The 16,985-nt window shown below is 50.7% G+C and carries 10 protein-coding genes and 2 tRNA genes; 7 read left to right on the top strand and 5 right to left on the bottom strand.

What is annotated here, in order from left to right; translation table 11 throughout:
- Nucleotides 1-270: 270 nt before the first annotated feature.
- The 5 genes from ACGG9J_RS04650 (at nt 271) to ACGG9J_RS04630 (ending at nt 11,089) form a co-directional block, all read left to right on the top strand.
- Nucleotides 271-1,965, top strand: coding sequence for an RNA-directed DNA polymerase (locus ACGG9J_RS04650; protein ID WP_390134054.1), 1,695 nt, complete (start codon nt 271-273; stop codon nt 1,963-1,965).
- Nucleotides 1,966-2,337: 372 nt separating this feature from the next.
- Nucleotides 2,338-2,952 (top strand): DUF4145 domain-containing protein, encoded by a 615-nt coding sequence (locus ACGG9J_RS04645; protein WP_390134052.1) that lies wholly within the window; start codon nt 2,338-2,340, stop codon nt 2,950-2,952.
- Nucleotides 2,953-3,262: 310 nt separating this feature from the next.
- Nucleotides 3,263-8,614, top strand: coding sequence for a type ISP restriction/modification enzyme (locus tag ACGG9J_RS04640; RefSeq protein ID WP_390134050.1), 5,352 nt, complete (start codon nt 3,263-3,265; stop codon nt 8,612-8,614).
- 2 nt (nt 8,615-8,616) lie between these two features.
- A complete protein-coding gene (locus ACGG9J_RS04635; RefSeq protein ID WP_390134048.1) occupies nt 8,617-9,435 on the top strand; it encodes a TIGR02391 family protein in 819 nt (272 codons plus the stop codon).
- Between the two features lie 703 nt (nt 9,436-10,138).
- The gene (locus tag ACGG9J_RS04630) at nt 10,139-11,089 is read left to right on the top strand and encodes a PspA/IM30 family protein (RefSeq protein ID WP_390134046.1); all 951 of its coding nucleotides are present in this window, start codon (nt 10,139-10,141) and stop codon (nt 11,087-11,089) included.
- 402 nt (nt 11,090-11,491) lie between these two features.
- Here the strand turns inward: ACGG9J_RS04630 and ACGG9J_RS04625 are convergent, their stop codons facing one another.
- The 3 genes from ACGG9J_RS04625 to ACGG9J_RS04615 form a co-directional block, all read right to left on the bottom strand.
- Nucleotides 11,492-12,052, bottom strand: a complete 561-nt coding sequence (locus ACGG9J_RS04625; RefSeq protein ID WP_390134044.1) for a hypothetical protein — start codon at nt 12,050-12,052, stop codon at nt 11,492-11,494.
- Nucleotides 12,053-12,604: 552 nt separating this feature from the next.
- Nucleotides 12,605-12,677, bottom strand: a tRNA-Ala gene (locus tag ACGG9J_RS04620).
- 38 nt (nt 12,678-12,715) lie between these two features.
- Nucleotides 12,716-12,789, bottom strand: a tRNA-Ile gene (locus ACGG9J_RS04615).
- Between the two features lie 104 nt (nt 12,790-12,893).
- On the opposite strand from ACGG9J_RS04615, the gene ACGG9J_RS04610 reads away from it, so the two are divergent.
- Both ACGG9J_RS04610 and ACGG9J_RS04605 read left to right on the top strand, forming a co-directional pair.
- Nucleotides 12,894-13,502 carry a M48 family metallopeptidase gene (locus ACGG9J_RS04610; RefSeq protein WP_390134042.1) on the top strand — a complete coding sequence of 203 codons (609 nt, stop codon included), beginning with the start codon at nt 12,894-12,896 and terminating at the stop codon, nt 13,500-13,502.
- Nucleotides 13,503-13,980: 478 nt separating this feature from the next.
- A complete protein-coding gene (locus ACGG9J_RS04605) occupies nt 13,981-14,748 on the top strand; it encodes an SDR family oxidoreductase (RefSeq protein WP_390134040.1) in 768 nt (255 codons plus the stop codon).
- Between the two features lie 2 nt (nt 14,749-14,750).
- Here the strand turns inward: ACGG9J_RS04605 and ACGG9J_RS04600 are convergent, their stop codons facing one another.
- The gene (locus tag ACGG9J_RS04600) at nt 14,751-16,010 is read right to left on the bottom strand and encodes a Na+/H+ antiporter NhaA (RefSeq protein WP_390134038.1); all 1,260 of its coding nucleotides are present in this window, start codon (nt 16,008-16,010) and stop codon (nt 14,751-14,753) included.
- Nucleotides 16,011-16,432: 422 nt separating this feature from the next.
- Complete coding sequence (locus tag ACGG9J_RS04595; protein ID WP_390134036.1) at nt 16,433-16,912, bottom strand: Dps family protein; 480 nt, start codon at nt 16,910-16,912, stop codon at nt 16,433-16,435.
- Between the last annotated feature and the right edge of the window lie 73 nt (nt 16,913-16,985).

Raw genomic sequence — 16,985 nt, 5'->3', positions numbered from 1 at the left:
AAAAAAATGGCATCATGCAGGTCCAAATAACGCTAAAATAGTGATATGTAAATGTTGCATTCTGCAAACCTACTATTTAAACATGATTGATTAAATATCTAATCAACCAGGATTCTGTTTCAGACCAGCTGTCGACAGCTAGCTATAACCGGATAAGCTCAGTCTTTATTAAAACATATCCCAGGAAAATCTGGGTTTACTTGTTGGTGATGTAATCTAATAGATGATGCTTCTTATACGTATCTATAGCTATAGAGAGAAGAATATCTTTTGAAACCAACGATGCAGAAAATGTTAACTGAAAAAGAGTTACAAGAGGGGCTGCTTGGTTATAACTTCTTTCCACGCGTGGCAAAATATCAGGATGAATTCCCGCCATGTTTTGTTTCAACCTGTCTATGTGAGGATGATTTTAAAGCTTATAAAGCATTAGTTAATGCAGGCGACAGACTCACCCACGAGCGGCAAAAAAGCGGGTTTGGCGTTATTCATGCTAACTCAATTAGGTCTGACTATAGCCCGAGACTCACAGAGATTCCGCACCCTCTTGCATACTGCAACCTCTGCAAGAAGTTGATAGATCACTATGATGAGTGGACAGAAATTCAGAATAATCCGAAGTCTGCAATAAGAGTAGGCAAAGACAATAAGGGTGATAAGCGGGTTTTCATTATGCGCCCAAGGGCGAAACTCGAAGTCCCAGTAAATGCAAGATATTTAGTAAAAACAGATATTGCTAAGTTTTATGACTCCATTTATACCCATGCGATTGCATGGGCCATGATGGGTATAAAAGAAGCAAAACAGAATAGAGGCATGGGGGAGGGGGCGAATGAAATTGATGCCGCTCTTAGACGTACAAGACGAAATGAAACCAACGGAATTTCTATAGGTCCTGGGAGTTCGTCAATTTGTGGTGAGATTATGCTAAAAGCAGTAGATGACAGTAGCACAATGCAAAAATATCAGTATCTCCATTTTATTGACGATTTTCGTTTCTATGCTGTTTCCGAAGATGAAGCAGAAAGATTCATATTAGATCTAACTGAAGTGTTGGCAAGATATAAGCTGACAATAAATCAGCGGAAGACTCAAGTCATTCCTTTGCCGGAAGTTCAAACCGTTGATTGGCTCCGAACAATATCAGCAGCAAGTAGCATAGGGCTAAATTGGAAAACTATATCAAATTTCCTTGATCTAGCTCTACAAATTCAAAAGCAATACCCTGAGTCATCGGCTTTGCGAACAGCGTTGATAACAATCGAAGGGCAATGGGATAGCCTAGACAATAGTGCAAAAAAGACGACAGTTCATCGGTTGTTTAATATAGCATTTTTTTATCCGGCAGCAGTTAAGTCACTATGCCGAATCCTACTAAACAATAGTGCTGTAAAGAACAATGATGATGTTACTGCAAATCTTGACAAGTTGTGTGATTTGATAATTCAGCATTCTAAGCTTGATCATTCTGACGCGGTGACATGGTTGTTGTATACCATTCTTCATGAAGGACAGGCGGTTAGCGAAGATGCAGTAGATGCAATAATAGAGTCAAAAGATAGTCTTGCATTGGCATTACTTACAGAGACGCGTAGCCATAAGGTTCGGAGTAAATTAGTTGCGTTTATCGCTAGTTTCGAAGATCTGAATCCAGAGCCTTATGAACGCGATGAGTATTGGCTTTTATACTATGAATTATTCAGCAAGGGAGGGGTTCCATTAAAGGATCTAAATAAACAAGTAGGGAAATATGAAGAGGAATTTCATAGCTTAATAAATATGGGGTGTAAGTTTATTGATACCGAGAAAGATTCTCAGTTAATCAAGCCGGGTAGCTCTCGGTTAACCAAGCCGGGTACCTCTCGGTTAATCAAGCCGGGTAGCTCCCATGCACCTATACTGAATCGTATCCCATTTCTGTATACAGCTACGAATATAGTTAACGATTTACCCTATGCCGATTGAGGAAGATTGCTGCAATTGTAGATTATTATCAGTTAGTTGTGGAATTACAGATTTCAGCTAATGTTGACCAAAGCCATATAGCTTTGGTCAAAGCCTTTCCAAAAGACGTTTTATTTTGTGTGGCTTGAGAATGATGTGTGCTTATTCGCGATAATAAACAATTTAAATGTGCATATCTTACATGCATTTATGCTGCTGAATAATCCAGTCTTTATTGAAAATGATTGCCACCCCGTTTGGTTGAATTATATCTTGTCAGTATTTAGCAATTGATTGGGGATGAGGGATCGTAGTACACATGAGCAGTATTGTTGGCGCTGTAACGATATAGAGGCTATAATTGTTGTCCTCAGTAAAGGTCAAGAAGATCGGTTGACTGGGAATGATAGCAATGACAGATGGTTGGCTGCATATCCAAACGAAGGCGGATTGAGGAATAATGCAGATTATATTTGCCTTATTTATGTGTGTAATCACTTTGGTTGCCCGACCGTAGAACGGCGGGAATACAATGATCCACAAAAACAAGCGTTGGGGATAAAATCGTTTTTTATCTTCACTCCTCACAATTGTGGCGTAGTAGAAAACAGAAAACTGGAAGCTGCATACGATGAAGTTTGGGACTGTTTTTCATGTAAGGCCTATAAAGCTACGGTAATTAGGGCTCGTAGTGTTCTAGAAAATATAGTTAATAGGTTAATTGGTGAGGCTCGATTTGATAAGCCCAATAAGTCCAAGTCGGGTAGGTCCAAAGAAAAATGGAGAGGTAAAGGGCTGAGTAAGAAAATAGAAAAAGCAGAAAAAAGCGGGGTCATACCAAAACTTGCAACTAAAAATGCGAGGGCTATAAAACTCTTGGGTGACAGTTCTACGTACAACATTGCTGAGGACATAACCACGAAAGATGTCAAGGCAGTTATCAGGCTTCTTGAAGATGTAGTTCGCGCCACCTATGAAAGTAAGTCTGAGCGAAATCAGGTTACTTAAAAAGCTGAGGATATAAGAAAGCGGCAAGGGTAGTTCAGATGAGAGAACTAGTTACTATTAAGACTTTTCAACTTCAATTTTTTGATTTATTGATAGCTTTTGATTAAGTCTACGCTATATATCAGGATTTTGATGCCTCTGGACGATTTCAGTATTTAGTAAATTATCCCTTCCTTAAGAAAGTAGCTGGTCGAATGAGGCATATAGCATGATGTTGCATGTTCAAGCGAACGGATGTTGATGCTCATCGTATAGAGCCATCACTGACATTAATTTTGATCTGTCGAAGTGGTGGTAGATAATATATCGCATGACGGTCTTTCAAGATGTTCTCAATGTTATCGAGAAGTCAATGGCGGCTCAGGTGGAAGGCGGGGAGAGAGCCCGCGGAACGGCCTTTGAGCAGGCGACAAAATATTTTCTGACGCATGACTCCGCATGGGCTCCTCAGTTCAGCAATGTTTGGATGTGGTCGGAGAAGGGCAATCCGCTTCTTACGAATGACGCGCATGGGCAACCGCATAATCTGCCCAGGAATGACACTGGCATCGATCTGGTGGCCCGTGGTCTCGATGGGTCGCTGTGGGCGATTCAATGTAAATATGTTGCAGCCGAACACGTTGTAGACAAGGCTGATATATCCACATTCTTTACTGCTGCCTTTGCCAGAAAAGTCGAACCTGGTCATTTGATTATTGTGCATACGGGGGCAGGTCTCACAAAAACTCTTTATCGGGAGGCCGAACAATTCGGCGCTACCGTCATCGATTCAACCGCCTTGGACGGCGATTTTGTCGATTGGACCCCATTCCTTCCCTCAGCAACAGTCAGTAAGTTTTCCCCACGTCCTTATCAGCGTAAGGCGATTGATGATTGCCTTCGGGGGTTCGAAACGCATGACCGGGGCAAACTGATTATGGCCTGTGGTACAGGCAAGACTTTGACAGCTTTGCGTCTCGCTGAAGAGATGAAGAGCCGACGCGACGAGCAGTACCCAGATCTGAAGAATGCACCTTTCAGAGTTTTGTTCCTGGCCCCTTCCATTGCCTTGGTTTCCCAGACTTTCCAATACTGGACCCATCAAGCAATGGACCGCATGGCAGGTTTTGTCGTGTGCTCAGATGAGACGGCGAATAGACGGAGAAGTGAGGATAACGATGCGTGGTCTTCCTCAGTGCTTGATGTGCCATTCCCGACAACGACCGATGCTGCGACTTTAAAGCGTAATGTGGGAATCGGGAGTATTACGGATGGCCTTTCCGTAGTTTTCTCCACCTACCAATCGATCTGTGCCACAATCGATGCACAGCGCATGGGTATGCCTGAATTTGATCTGGTGGTTTGTGACGAGGCCCATCGCACCGCTGGCACCAGTGATAACAGAGGTAAGACGTCTCCGTTTGTTTTGGTTCATAATGCTGAATTGCTCAAATCGAGAAAACGCTTGTATATGACGGCCACTCCGAAAGTTTATGCCGATGCTGCAAAAGACCAGGCCAAGCGTGCTGACTATACAGCCTATTCGATGGATAACGAAGCAGTATTCGGACCAGAATTCCACAGGCTTAAGTTCGGCTCCGCTGTGGAGCAGGGAATACTAAGCGATTATCGCGTATTGGTGCTCGGTGTCGCCCAGGGCCAGGCCTCTAACCTCCAGGAACAAATGACCAGCACGCAAACCATGCGGGATGAGTATGACAAGATCGAGGCTCAGCGTCGTAGATCACGTAAAGCTGATCGCGATACTCTTGCAGAAACGCGCAAGGCCAAGATCGCAGAGCAGGCACAGTCGTTCGCAGGTAAGATTGTTGGTGCATGGAACGGGTTGTTGACCCGAGGAGTGCATACTAACAGTACACTGAAATCCGTTGACATCGATACAGGATTGGGTGAACAGGTCCAATTTGCGGTGATGGGCAACCAATCTCAGCGGCAATCTGGGGGGGAAACCCGTACTGAAACAGTGCAACCATTACGTAGGGCAGTGGCATTTACGAGGCGTATTGCCGATTCAAAGGCGCTTGCCGATGGATTCAATGATGTAATTTTTCAATATCTTGAGCAGCAGATAAAGAGCGGACATAAAGTTGAAGGGCTTCTGAAAACCAGCGTTAAGCATGTTGACGGCAGTATGCCAGCCCGTAAGCGTAACGACTTGCTTTCATGGTTGGGTGAACCTCCTGATGAAGACGAATGCCGCATGTTGAGTAATGCGAAATGCCTTACCGAGGGTGTTGATTTGCCGCAGTTGGATGCAGTGATTTTCTTTCAGCCAAGAGCTTCTCAGGTTGATATTGTTCAGGCTGTTGGACGGGTGATGCGCAAGGCCGAGAATAAAAAGTATGGATATATCATCCTTCCGGTCGTTGTTCCTGAAGGTTCTGACGCTAATGACGTGCTTGCGAGCTCCGATTTTGAGACAGTCTGGAAGATTTTGCAATCCTTGCGTTCCCATGATGAGCGTTTGGATGCGCGTATCAATGCATTGAGCCTGCATCGTCAGTCTGAGCAACATAAGCGTCAGCGTAAGCCGGGCAAATCGAACCGTGTAGGCCGGGGTGATTACGTAGACCAGGATGGTATCGATGAGGGGGCATTTAATGAAAAGCATGGCTCTCTGACCACTATGGTGCAGGGTGAGCTACGGTTTGACAAGCAGATTTCAGAGAATTTCCAAGCAAGACTGGTTCAGAAATGTGGAGATACAGCTTACTGGGATGATTGGGCAGACTCCGTCGCTAAAATCGCGAAGACTACGGTGGAGATTATTAACAATGCCGTCGTTGATGATGCGCAGGTTAGAACGGCATTCAATATATTCCTACAAGGACTGCGTGACACTCTAAATCCAGGCATCGACCGAGATGACGCAATAGGCATGCTCGCTCAGCATATCCTTACTGCGCCTATTTTTGATGCGCTGTTCGCACAGCAGAAGGATCAGCAGGGCCGGAGCTTCGTACAAGCCAATCCCGTATCGCAGGCTCTCGAGCCCATTACTAAGCTGCTTGAACCGTTAATTAGCAAGGCCGATCCACAACACGATTTGTCGGAACTCTACGCCCAGGTAAGGCTCTCCGCTTCGGCTGTGCACAGCGACGAGTCCGCCCGTCAGACGCTGGTGAAGAACCTCTACGAGTCGTTCTTCCGCAATGCGTTCAAGGACGACTCCAAGAAGCTCGGTATCGTTTATACGCCCATTGAAATCGTAGACTACATTATTCATGCCGTGGACCGCCAGCTTAGTGAGCATTTCGGAAAGCATATAGGCGATCGGGGCGTTACGATCCTTGACCCGTTTACAGGAACCGGCACTTTCATCGTTGAGCTGCTGCGTTCCGGACTCATTCCTGCTGAGAACTTGCGCTACAAGTATGAGCATGAGATCTATGCGAACGAGATTATGCTGCTCGCCTACTACATAGCGATGGTCAACATCGAATCCGCGTTCTACTCCGTACAGATGGAGCTAGCCAAGTCTGGGAAAGTTGGTGACAAAGGCAACTCGTTCTACGTCCCCTTCCCGGGCGGGGTACTTACTGACACTTTCCAGACTTCGGAAGATAACGACACCATAGACCAGTCAGTGTTTATGGCGAACAGTGAACGTGTGCAGCGTGAGAATGAACAGCCCATCACTGTCATATTCGGTAATCCGCCATATTCTGCAGGCCAGAAGTCAGCGAATGAGAACAATGCCAACGATCACTATGAAACGCTTGACTCGCGCATAGAGGAAACCTATGTGGCTACTTCATCATCTTCGAACAAGCGTCAGATCTATGATTCATATATTCGTGCGTTCCGCTGGTCCTCTGACAGAATTGCAGGTGTTAATCGCGATGGCAAGGGCATTATAGGGTTTGTGAGCAATGGTGGATGGCTTTACAGCATCGCTTTTAACGGATTCCGCAAGGCTCTATGTAACGAGTTCAGCGATATATACGTATTCAACCTTCGCGGAAATGCATTAGGCAAGGGAATTGAGAGGAAAAAAGAGTCAGGAAATGTGTTTGGAGGGGGCACGCGTACATCAATAGCCATAACCCTGTTGATTCGTGATCAAGAAGCTGATCATCAAGGTATTGTGCACTATCGTGACATTGGTGATTATCTTTCACGTGACGAAAAACTTGCGACTATAGACGAATCTGCAGATGGGGAAGAATTTGAATGGCAGATATTAATTCCCGATGAGCATGGCGATTGGCTATCTCAAAGGGATGATTCCTTTGATAATTATGCTCCTCTCGCACTGGGCAAACGCAAACGGATGCCAGGGATGTTTGCCACATATTCTCTGGGTATCAATACTAATCGTGATGCGTTCTGCTATGGATTTTCCTTTAATGAGGTACAGAACAATATTCAACGTTTGTTGAAGACATATAATTCTGAGTTATCAAGATGGATAGCAGATGGGAGAAAACAGCCAATCGGAGATTTTGTCGTGAGGGATGCTCATTTGATCAAGTGGAGCAGTTCTCTATATCAATTGTTCGCGAGAGAAAAGCAACTACTATATTCCGATGAGCATCTTGTCTACAGTCTCTACCGGCCATTTACGAAAAAATGGTTGTATTACGATGGCTCTCTTATTCACAGAATATTTCGTAACTTGTCGCTGTTCCCCCCTGCTTTATCAACGTCTGAAACAACGTCGGCTACTGGTATGCATATACAACGTGAGACAGCCCTCCCGCCTTTCGTTAATCGAGTGATAGATGTTTCAGGTGTTGGCAACACGGGTTTTTCGTGTTTAATCTCAGAAGAAACCGTCTGCCTCGATGCAGTGCAAAAAGGTCAGTGCTTCCCCTTGTATTGGTATGAGGTGATAGATAATTCCAAGAAGGTTCCAGAGGGTGAACTTGATCTTGGACATGCATCCCTTCTTAAGCCTGGCGACCTTATCGTGAATGACAGTCAGGGCAAACGATATATCAGGCATGATGCCATCACGGATGACACGTTGCGCGTGTTCCGCGCTGCATATCCCGATAACCGTTCCCTGCATGCGAAAGATGTATCAGCGGCGAAAGAATGTATTTTCTACTATGCATATGGATTGCTGCACAGTCCTGAGTATCGTGAGCGTTTCTCTGCGAATCTCCGCAAGGAATTGCCTCGGATCCCATTTGCTGCTGATTTCGACACGTATCAGCTCGCGGGCCGCCGCCTTGCGACATTGCATGTGGAGTATGAGAACGTTGAACGCTATGTGAGCACCGAGAATGGTCAGGACGACCGCATAGTTGAGGATTGGTCTGAAGATGCCGACCATTCTGATCCAGGAAGAGTGCAGAAGCTCCAATTCGGACGCACTACGAAATCTGAAGACAACCCTCAAGGCAAGGACAGGTCGACGATCATCATTAACGATAAGGTATCCTTGCGGAACATTCCCGAGGAGGCGTATCGATACAAGGTATCAGGCCGGTCGGCTATTGAATGGGTCATGGATCAGTATCGAGTGAAAACCGATAGAGCCAGTGGGATTACTAATGATCCTAACGATTGGGTACGAGAGAGCGGCAATCCCAGATATATCATCGATTTGCTCGAATCAGTTGTCACCGTGTCAATCGAGACGATGAAGATCGTTGACTCCTTGCCGCCGATTAATGCACAGGACAAACCCTCATTCTGGCCCCTAGGATGGTAATAATGGTTTCGCAGCGACTATCTCCCTGGCCCTATGGGGTGCTCAAGAATGTGGCGGCGGTTTTGGCGGACACCAATACAGGGTTGAAGAATAGAGAAATCGGCGATCTTCTTGCTCGTTTGCATATGGTGGACCCCATGCCTTCAGCGACAAAACGAGATCGCCTTACAGAGGCTTTCGTGGTACGGCAGAATAAGGACCATAATCCTGCAAGAATCATCACGTTCATCGTGCGTGCCATGGAACCAGTAAATTATAGGGACTGCCCTGAGTTGTTCTCTCTCAGACGCGATCGGCTTAATGAGCGTCTCACTTTCGTAGGCTTGCATATTAATGAGAAAGGTCAGGTCGCGAAAGGTGCTTTGGCGCAGACTTTGGACGAAGCCACGCGAGCTGCTACATCGATAAGAGATGAACTCAATCGTCGCAAGACACATCCTGAAGTTCTGCGCTATTGCTCGCTTGAAGTACTCAAACTCGATAACTTTCACGCCTGTCTGGAAGCGGTTAAAAGCATCTTTGATCGAATTCGAAAAATGTCAGGTGAACAAGGTGACGGTGCAGCTCTCGTGGATGCTACTCTTTCCTTGGGGAAAAGCCGTCATTCAAAACTGGCAATAAACTCGCTGAACACCCAGACGGAACGTGATGAGCAATCCGGTTTCGCTAATCTTGTGAAGGGTCTTTCTAGCCTCTACAGAAATCCTACTGCGCATGACCCGCGATTGACACGTGTCATAAGCAAAGACGAACTGTTGGAGGTGCTTACATTGGTCTCAATGATTCATAGAAGATTAGACATAGCGGTATATGAAGCATGAGAGGATGTTTCTGGTGAGGTGATCTTGTATAGAGGCTCGGAAGTGCTATTGCTTGGATAGTTCAAGAAAATATAGGAGAAGCTACCTGTTGCATTCTCGAATTACTGTGCAGGAAAAGTACCCAGTAGCTGTCTTATCTGGGAGTCATTGGGTTGAGGCAAGACCTTGTTTGAGGTTTTGTAACGGCATGGTCTCTGATCTGTCTAGCTCAATGCATTATTTTGACATCATTTGATTTAAATCTAAAGTATCCAAGCTTGATTGTGGGAAACTATCTAGCTCTCGATAAGTCAGAATAATAGTTATATTTCGTTTAAAAATTCTATAAAAAGAGACCTACGTCGACTTTCTGGAACTCTTATCTGTGGAGCTAGCCGGGCTCCGTATATTCACAATTTTACTTGTAATTGCAACGGTTCTCATCAATGAAGATCAAATCGTAGTCTATTTTATAACCTATTAGTGAACAAACCTGGGACTTAATGACTCAACATGAGCGACTTCTACTCGAAGTTTCTGCCATTGATATATTTCAGTTTCAGATAAAGTAAAAAGCAAGCAAAAGGAATGTCATGTCTGCGTGGACACGTGTGCATGACATAATAAAAATGCCGCGGCATCCAGTAGATGGCACACTAAGTTTGAAACAGCAAGAACGGGCCGTTAACAGGGAATGGCCGTCGGTGGAGAGAGAAGGGCGACTGTGAAGGAAAACGGGAACGGGGACACCTCGAGACGCAGGCCTGCAGTCATTGTGGCGGTCCTGGTGCTGGCGGTAGCCGTCATCCGCGGCGGGGGACTGTGGTGGCATAACCACACGGTCCAGGAACACGATCAAGCCCTCACCTCATACCGGGCGGCGGTCAGGGACTATGCAAGCCAGGAGGGCCGATATCGCTCATACCTGGACTCTGACGAAGTGAAGTCCGCCTCTGCCATCAAAGAGGAAGAGGTCAGCGACGCCAAGACGGTCCTGGCCATGTCCAGGGATGTGAAAACCACCAAACCCGCATCAAGCAGAAAGACCAGTGTTAAAACCGCCCTAACGGGGGATGCATCCACCGGGGAGCTGAAGAAGGCGACCGAAAACCTGGCCTCACAGATCTCGAGAATGAAGGCAGAAGTCAGGACCATCAAGGCCAAGGTGCTCGCCGTGAACACTTCTAAGGCCCACAAGCAGCTCTCCGACGCTATCGGCAATGCAGACAAAACCCTCGCTGATTCCAGCGGCAAGGTGCCCGATGGGAACCACTCCCGTGATGAACTGACCAAGACCCTTGACTTGGCCAAGAAGACCCTTGAGGACAGGAAATCGGTTCTTAAGACCTTCACTGATGCCAAGACCACCCTTGACACTAAAACTCAGGCTGTAAACAATGCTGTTAATGCTAAAGCCGCTCAGGATGCTGCTGATGCAGCTGCTGCTGCACAGGCCCAAGCTACGAGCGCTGCTGCGAGCGGTGGTTCTGGTTACCGTGCATCTTCTGGCGGTGGTAGCGGTTATCGTGCACCTTCCGGTGGTGGTTCTGCTCCTGCACCCTCTAATGGTGGTAATGGCGGTAGTTGGCATCCTACTTGGCTTGGTACAACTGATGGTTCGCCCGGTACAGCTCATTGGGAAGGTGACCATCATATCGTTGAACAAGAGTTCTGATATTCTTCTAAAGAATATCCGGGTTCTTCTCCTGTTTATCGGGATTAGAATCCACTGTATAACTGAATAATTGAATTAGAGTTTGGTGATAGGTTTTGATGCGAGCTACTTCTGTTCCTCCCTCCCCATATTAAATGATCGGTTGCCATAAGCGGCTATAGCTGCTGGTGGGGTTCTAGTCTCTGCAATTGAATTATGCTGCCACTAATCTGACGCCTGGTCTGTGTAAATCATGGTTTCAAGAGGCTGATTATCCTGGATGGATCATTGATGAATTCCGATTGCCACGTCTCGGCACTGATGACCTGGACGAGCTTGCCTTTCCCCATATCATCCCGAGTGATGTCCCCATCGCTGGACCCAGCGGCATGCTCATGGTCGAGGAACCTGTTCCACAGGCTATCAAGAACCGAGTCTTCCCTCCTGCAACGATGACTGTAGTTCAGTACCCGACGGCCTTTCATGACCTTCTCGATGGAATGCAGCACACGCCAATACTGTTGGTCGCCCCCCCCCCCCCCATGGCGCTACTCCAGGTAATTTCACCGGTTGCCTTGTTGTCCACATGAAGCCCGAATCATCCCATGAGGCATCTTCCCCTGTCCTGAGCGGGAACCAGAACCTGGCCAGCCTCTCATCAAGGCACAGGTACGCCAGCAGCTCGAAGAACCCTACCGACTCACCCCGTCCAAGCTTGCCCTGGTCGTTGAGCATCTCCGCTGCCGCATGCCCGGCATCCGCCTTGTTGACACACCTGGATATTCTGTCGGACATCGCGATGGTACTGGTCAACGGCAGCATCGAGAACCCCTGAAGCGAGCAGTCGAAATCGTCGGCTTTCAGACTCTTCTTCCATCGCCCATACAGACGGAATACCCTAGGGTGCTGAAGCAGCAGCAGACAATGCAGGTGGAAATGGTGCCCGCTGCTGCGGTTCCAGGTGACCTCGACGGTGCTGACCATGCCGCAGACTCCGAATCTCCTCCGGTCGCCCAGGCTTCGAGACCCGCCGTTCCAGGATCCACCGGCTGTCAAAGCACTCCGGGCATGACCCAACGCGTCCATCAGCTGTCAGCAAAGGAATGCCCGATTGTGAACGTGGCGAACAGGACCTGATGGCCGATGCCGTCCCCGAGTCCGTCATGCATGAACCAGTCCAGCCCCCTCGACAGCTGGTCCTCCCTCTCGGCCGCTATCGACTGCGAACACCTGGCACACCGCCTAGAGCCGCAATGGTACAGGCCACTGATATACCGCTTAGCCCTGGTACCCTTACCGATCTGTATTACCGACAACTGGGTTTCACCACCTGTAGAGGCGACGCGGGGACTACGAGAACAACAGCGGATGGATAGCAGTGAGGAGGCGCCCAACTGCAGGGACTTCATCCGCCAGTGCAGCTCACGTGCAGCGGCATCATCATTCACTACCGGGCCGCCGTCGGATAGTTCCCCTTTTATCAAGGAAAACCATATGAAAAAAGGTCTCCTAGCGGAAACCCGGAAACACTGCCTGTGGAGCTAGCCGGATTCGAACCGGCGACCCTCTGCTTGCAAAGCAGATGCGCTACCAGCTGCGCCATAGCCCCGTGAATGTGAAAAGAACTTCAACCGCGCAAGAAATGCGTGGGCCTGGGAGGACTTGAACCTCCGACCTCATCCTTATCAGGGATGCGCTCTAACCAGCTGAGCTACAGGCCCATGCCGTGTGACCGAAGAATCACACAAATGGATAGCTTACCATAGTGTCCCCTCAAGTCAATCTCGGCGGCGTCGCGTCGCGTCTTGGCGGAAGAATGGGGGTCATGAGGCGGAAACGGCGTGCGGAACCAGTCCGGTCGGAGCGGTTAGAGGTCGGTGGCGAGACGGTTCTGGTCATCAGGAAGCGGATCGCCAACGTCTATCTGCGGGTCAAGCCGCCTGACGGTCATCTGGAAGTGACGGCGCCTCTAAACTTGGGCGATGACCAGATTCGTGCTTTTATCGACGGCAAGCACCGCTGGATTGCAACCACTAGAGAACGTCTAGCCCGTTCGCGCGATGTCTATGCCCAACCCGGAGCCGATGATCAGCTGTCGCCAGGCCGATCCGAGGCCGAAGCCAAGAGAATTCTCCACGAGAGGCTGCCGACTCTGCTTGATCGGTGGGTCCCTGTGGTAGGTCGTCGACCCGAGCGCATCAGTCTGCGGAAGATGAAAACCCGCTGGGGCTCCTGCACCCCCGCCACTGCCAGCATCCGGCTCAACACCGACCTGGCTTGGCTGGATCCCGACCTGCTGGAGTATGTGCTGGTTCACGAGCTTACCCACCTCTACGAGCCCGGTCACGGTCCCGGCTTCCGCGCGCGGATGGATCGCTATATGCCTGACTGGACCGAGCGCCGTCGTCGACTCAACCGCTATTTGGCTTTGTGACTACAGAAGCTAGACATCTGAAGCTATGACTTCGAGAGCCATGAATTCTGGAGCAATCAACTCCACGTGATTTCTGAATTTGTGCAATGCGAGCTTGTAAATTACGAACCCGTGGCATCATACGTGCTGATGATTTCGCGCCCGAAACCCTGCTGGGTCTTCTGGTGTGAAGCTGGATTGGTTTTCGAGCCGCTCTGTCTATCGAGATCTAACCTGACTATGCGGTCTGATTCAGCGCGATCTGATTTTAATCTGTTCTGACTTAACCAATCTGCCTTTGATTCGTGCTGACTCTGCTCAAGCTTGGTTTAACGCGCCACATTTGTCATCGAAGACTGACGAGAGACTGCCGCAGCCCATGATGGTGCGCTAGCGTTGAGGAAGAGGGGCGATCCTGCAGCAGTTAGGCGGGCTCCCTGCGGCCCGGAGGCGAGTGTGGAGCCGATCCGGGGCAATCGATCATGAAGGAGCAGATGAGATGACGGAATCCAAGAAAACAATCAAGCGTGCTGTGGTTACTGGCGCCTCCAGTGGTATCGGCCAGGCCAGTGTGCGGGCCTTAGTGGACAAGGGCTGGAAGGTGGTCGGCCTGGCCCGGCGCGAGGATAATCTCAAGGCTTTGGCCGATCAGCTGGGCCAGAACTTCACCTACGAGGTCTGCGATGTGACCGATGAGGACTCCACGCAGGCGGCGGTTGATGCCGTGCTCAAGGGCGGTCCGGTCAAGGCTCTGGTCAACTGCGCCGGAGCGGCCTTCGGCAAGGACCCGGTGGCTACCTCCAGTCTGGACGATTGGCGCGGCATGTACGAGCTGAACGTCATCGGCACCCTGCGGGTCATCCAGAAGTTGCTCCCGGCCCTGAAAGAGGCGGAGGGCACGGTCCTGGTGATCTCCTCCACGGCAGGCATCGAGCCCTACGAGGGCGGCGGTGGATACTGCGCCTCCAAGGCGGCGGAACGGGTCATGGCCCGTATTCTGCGGTTGGAACTGATTGGCGAGCCAGTGCGCGTGGTCGACATTGCTCCTGGTCTGGTCCACACCGACGAGTTCTCCCTGAAGCGGTTCGGCGGGGATAGCGACCGGGCTGACGCGGTCTACGCCGGGGTGCCCGACCCGCTGACCGCCGACGACATCGCAGGATGTGTCACCTGGGCCCTGGAGCAACCCGACACTGTGGACATTGACCAGATTGTGGTTCGTCCTCGTGCCGAGGGCTCCTACACCAAGCTTTACCGTCGCAGCTGAGCCTATGCGCGCCTGGCGGAACGCAGCCGACCGGGGATAGTGCCTACGGCCACGATGAGTACGGACAGGATCGACCCTGCCAGCACGCCTAGCAGGGCTGACTCCAGGTGCGGGGATCCGGCGAAGGCCAGGTTGGCGATCAGGAAGGACATGGTGAAGCCGATTCCGCAGAGCTGGCAGAGGCCGATCAAGTTTCCGGTTGTGGAGCCGGCAGGCCGCCGCAGCCCCAGATGACTTGCCAGGACCAGCATGGTCAGGATTCCCAGGGGTTTGCCCAAGGCCAGTCCCAGCGTGGCGCCCCAAAAGACCCGGTCAGTGAGCAGTCCGGGTCCCAGCTGATCCAGGGAGATGGACAGCGAGAAGAAGGCGAACACGGGCAGAACCACCAGGGCGCTCAAGGGTGTCAGCAGGCGGTCCAACTGTTCGGCAGGCGATGGTGCCTGGACGTGGCTCGGCCCAATCCCAGTTGGCTCGGTCCCAGCTGGATTGGCCCCGGTAGATTCTGTTCCGGATGGTTCAGCCTCGTGTGACCTGGCGACAGGGGTCAACAGGCCCATCGCTACTCCCGTCAGTACCGGGTGGATTCCAGCCTTGAAGAGGCCGTACCAGGCCAGCAGTCCGCCGACAAGGGCACCCAGCAGGAACAGCGGCATCAAGGGTCGCCAGAGCCGAGAGGAACGGCTCGCTGCTCGGACCAGCAGGGCCCAGACCACAAGGCCGGCCAGGCAGACAAGCAGCCAGCTCGGTTGTCCCAAACTGGAGTAGCCCAGAGCGATCAGCAGGACGCCGATCAGATCGTCGAAGATGGCCAGGGTCATCAAAAAGGCCTGCAGGGCGGGCCCGGCCTTGGGCAGGAGCAGTTGCAGAGCCGCCAGGGAGAAGGCTACATCGGTGGCCGTTGGGACAGCCCAGCCACGCAAACCGGCGGGGGAGCCCAGGTTGAGCAGGCAGTAGATCAGAATCGGAACGGTCACACCGCCCAGAGCGGCCAGCATGGGCAGCAGGACCTGCCTGTGGTCGCGCAGAGTACCCGTGGCAGCCTCCTGGCGCAGGTCAAGACCCATGGTCAGGAAGAATATGGTCAGCAGCCCGTCCTGTATCCAATCCTTCAGGGACAGGTTCAGCCCACCGGGCAGGTCCAGAGGAATCCAAGCGGCAAGAGCCTTCAGCCCTAGCCCGGTCTCTGGCAGATTGGCCAGGATCAGCCCTGCCAAGGCACAGGCCATCATGAATAGCCCGGTGATCCGATCGTTTTCTGCCAACGAAGATATGGTTGCGAAAAAATTTGAGGGATGGAGTCGGTTGTGCCGGACTCTGTCAGATCCGTCCTGCTCACGCTGTGGATTTGATGGTCGGGCATTTGATGGCTTGGGAGCCTGCTGCGAATTCGAAAGTCGGGGGTCTGATGGTTCGGGGTTTTGACGCTGTGGATTGATTTGAGATGTTGGGAATGTAGGCGTGGGCGGCATGATGCTCCTGGTCGGGCGGATAGGGTTCGGTCTTCCACGGCCGACCAGTCTTCCCGGCGTGAGGCGGCGCCCGGCCGTCTCCCAAATGTTAATTCTATCTTGTTCAAAGAGTTATGCCAGCGGCCCCGCACCTTTTACGATGCAGGGCCGCTGGCATACCGCTTATCGGAGCGGCGATGAGCTCTCAGAGCTCAGAAACCGAGTAACTCAGTAACTCAGAACAGGTGGCTGCGCATGAACCACTGGAAGTGCTCCAGCTCCTGCACGTGGTCCTGCACGATGTTGGAGCTGATGACGTCCAGGTCGTCCAGCTCCTTGATGGCCTCGCGGTCGCGCTTGATGAAGGTGGTGTAGTAGGTGTCCAGGGTCTTCAGGTAGTCCAGGGCATCCTGGCGGCCGGTCATGGTGATGCCATCCCAGTCGCGGTTCTTCATGATGTCGTCGGGCCGTCCGGCGGGGGAGCCGCCCAGGGTGGCGATGCGCTCTGCGGTCTCGTCGGCCATGTTCAGCACCGAATCAACCTCGGGGTCCATCATCTCATGAATGCCGATGAATTCCTTGCCCTTCATGTTCCAATGGGCGTGCTTGAGGATCAGGGCAGTCTCCTGTTCCTGGCTCAGACGGCTCTGCAGGATGGCGATGACCTTTTCGCTGGTCGCTTCGTCGAGTCCCGGTACGGTAAAGTTCAATGCCATAATCGCTCCTTAAATGTGAAATTATGCCTGCGGTCGGGTCGGCCCGACCATGTACCTCCAGACTAGAGGAAAA

The organism is Bifidobacterium apicola (assembly GCF_042846865.1).
Classification (GTDB): Bacteria; Actinomycetota; Actinomycetes; order Actinomycetales; family Bifidobacteriaceae; genus Bombiscardovia; species Bombiscardovia apicola.
The sequence above is the reverse complement of the archived record's forward strand: the minus strand, read 5'-3'. Positions and strand labels throughout refer to the sequence as shown.

Bases quoted from the DNA above. Each gene is read 5' to 3' on its own strand.
- ACGG9J_RS04640 (WP_390134050.1), top strand. From the start codon at position 3,263: ATGACGGTCTTTCAAGATGTTCTCAATGTTATCGAGAAGTCAATGGCG.
- ACGG9J_RS04635 (WP_390134048.1), top strand. From the start codon at position 8,617: ATGGTTTCGCAGCGACTATCTCCCTGGCCCTATGGGGTGCTCAAGAAT.
- ACGG9J_RS04625 (WP_390134044.1), bottom strand. From the start codon at position 12,052: ATGGTCAGCACCGTCGAGGTCACCTGGAACCGCAGCAGCGGGCACCAT.
- ACGG9J_RS04610 (WP_390134042.1), top strand. From the start codon at position 12,894: ATGAGGCGGAAACGGCGTGCGGAACCAGTCCGGTCGGAGCGGTTAGAG.
- ACGG9J_RS04605 (WP_390134040.1), top strand. From the start codon at position 13,981: ATGACGGAATCCAAGAAAACAATCAAGCGTGCTGTGGTTACTGGCGCC.
- ACGG9J_RS04595 (WP_390134036.1), bottom strand. From the start codon at position 16,912: ATGGCATTGAACTTTACCGTACCGGGACTCGACGAAGCGACCAGCGAA.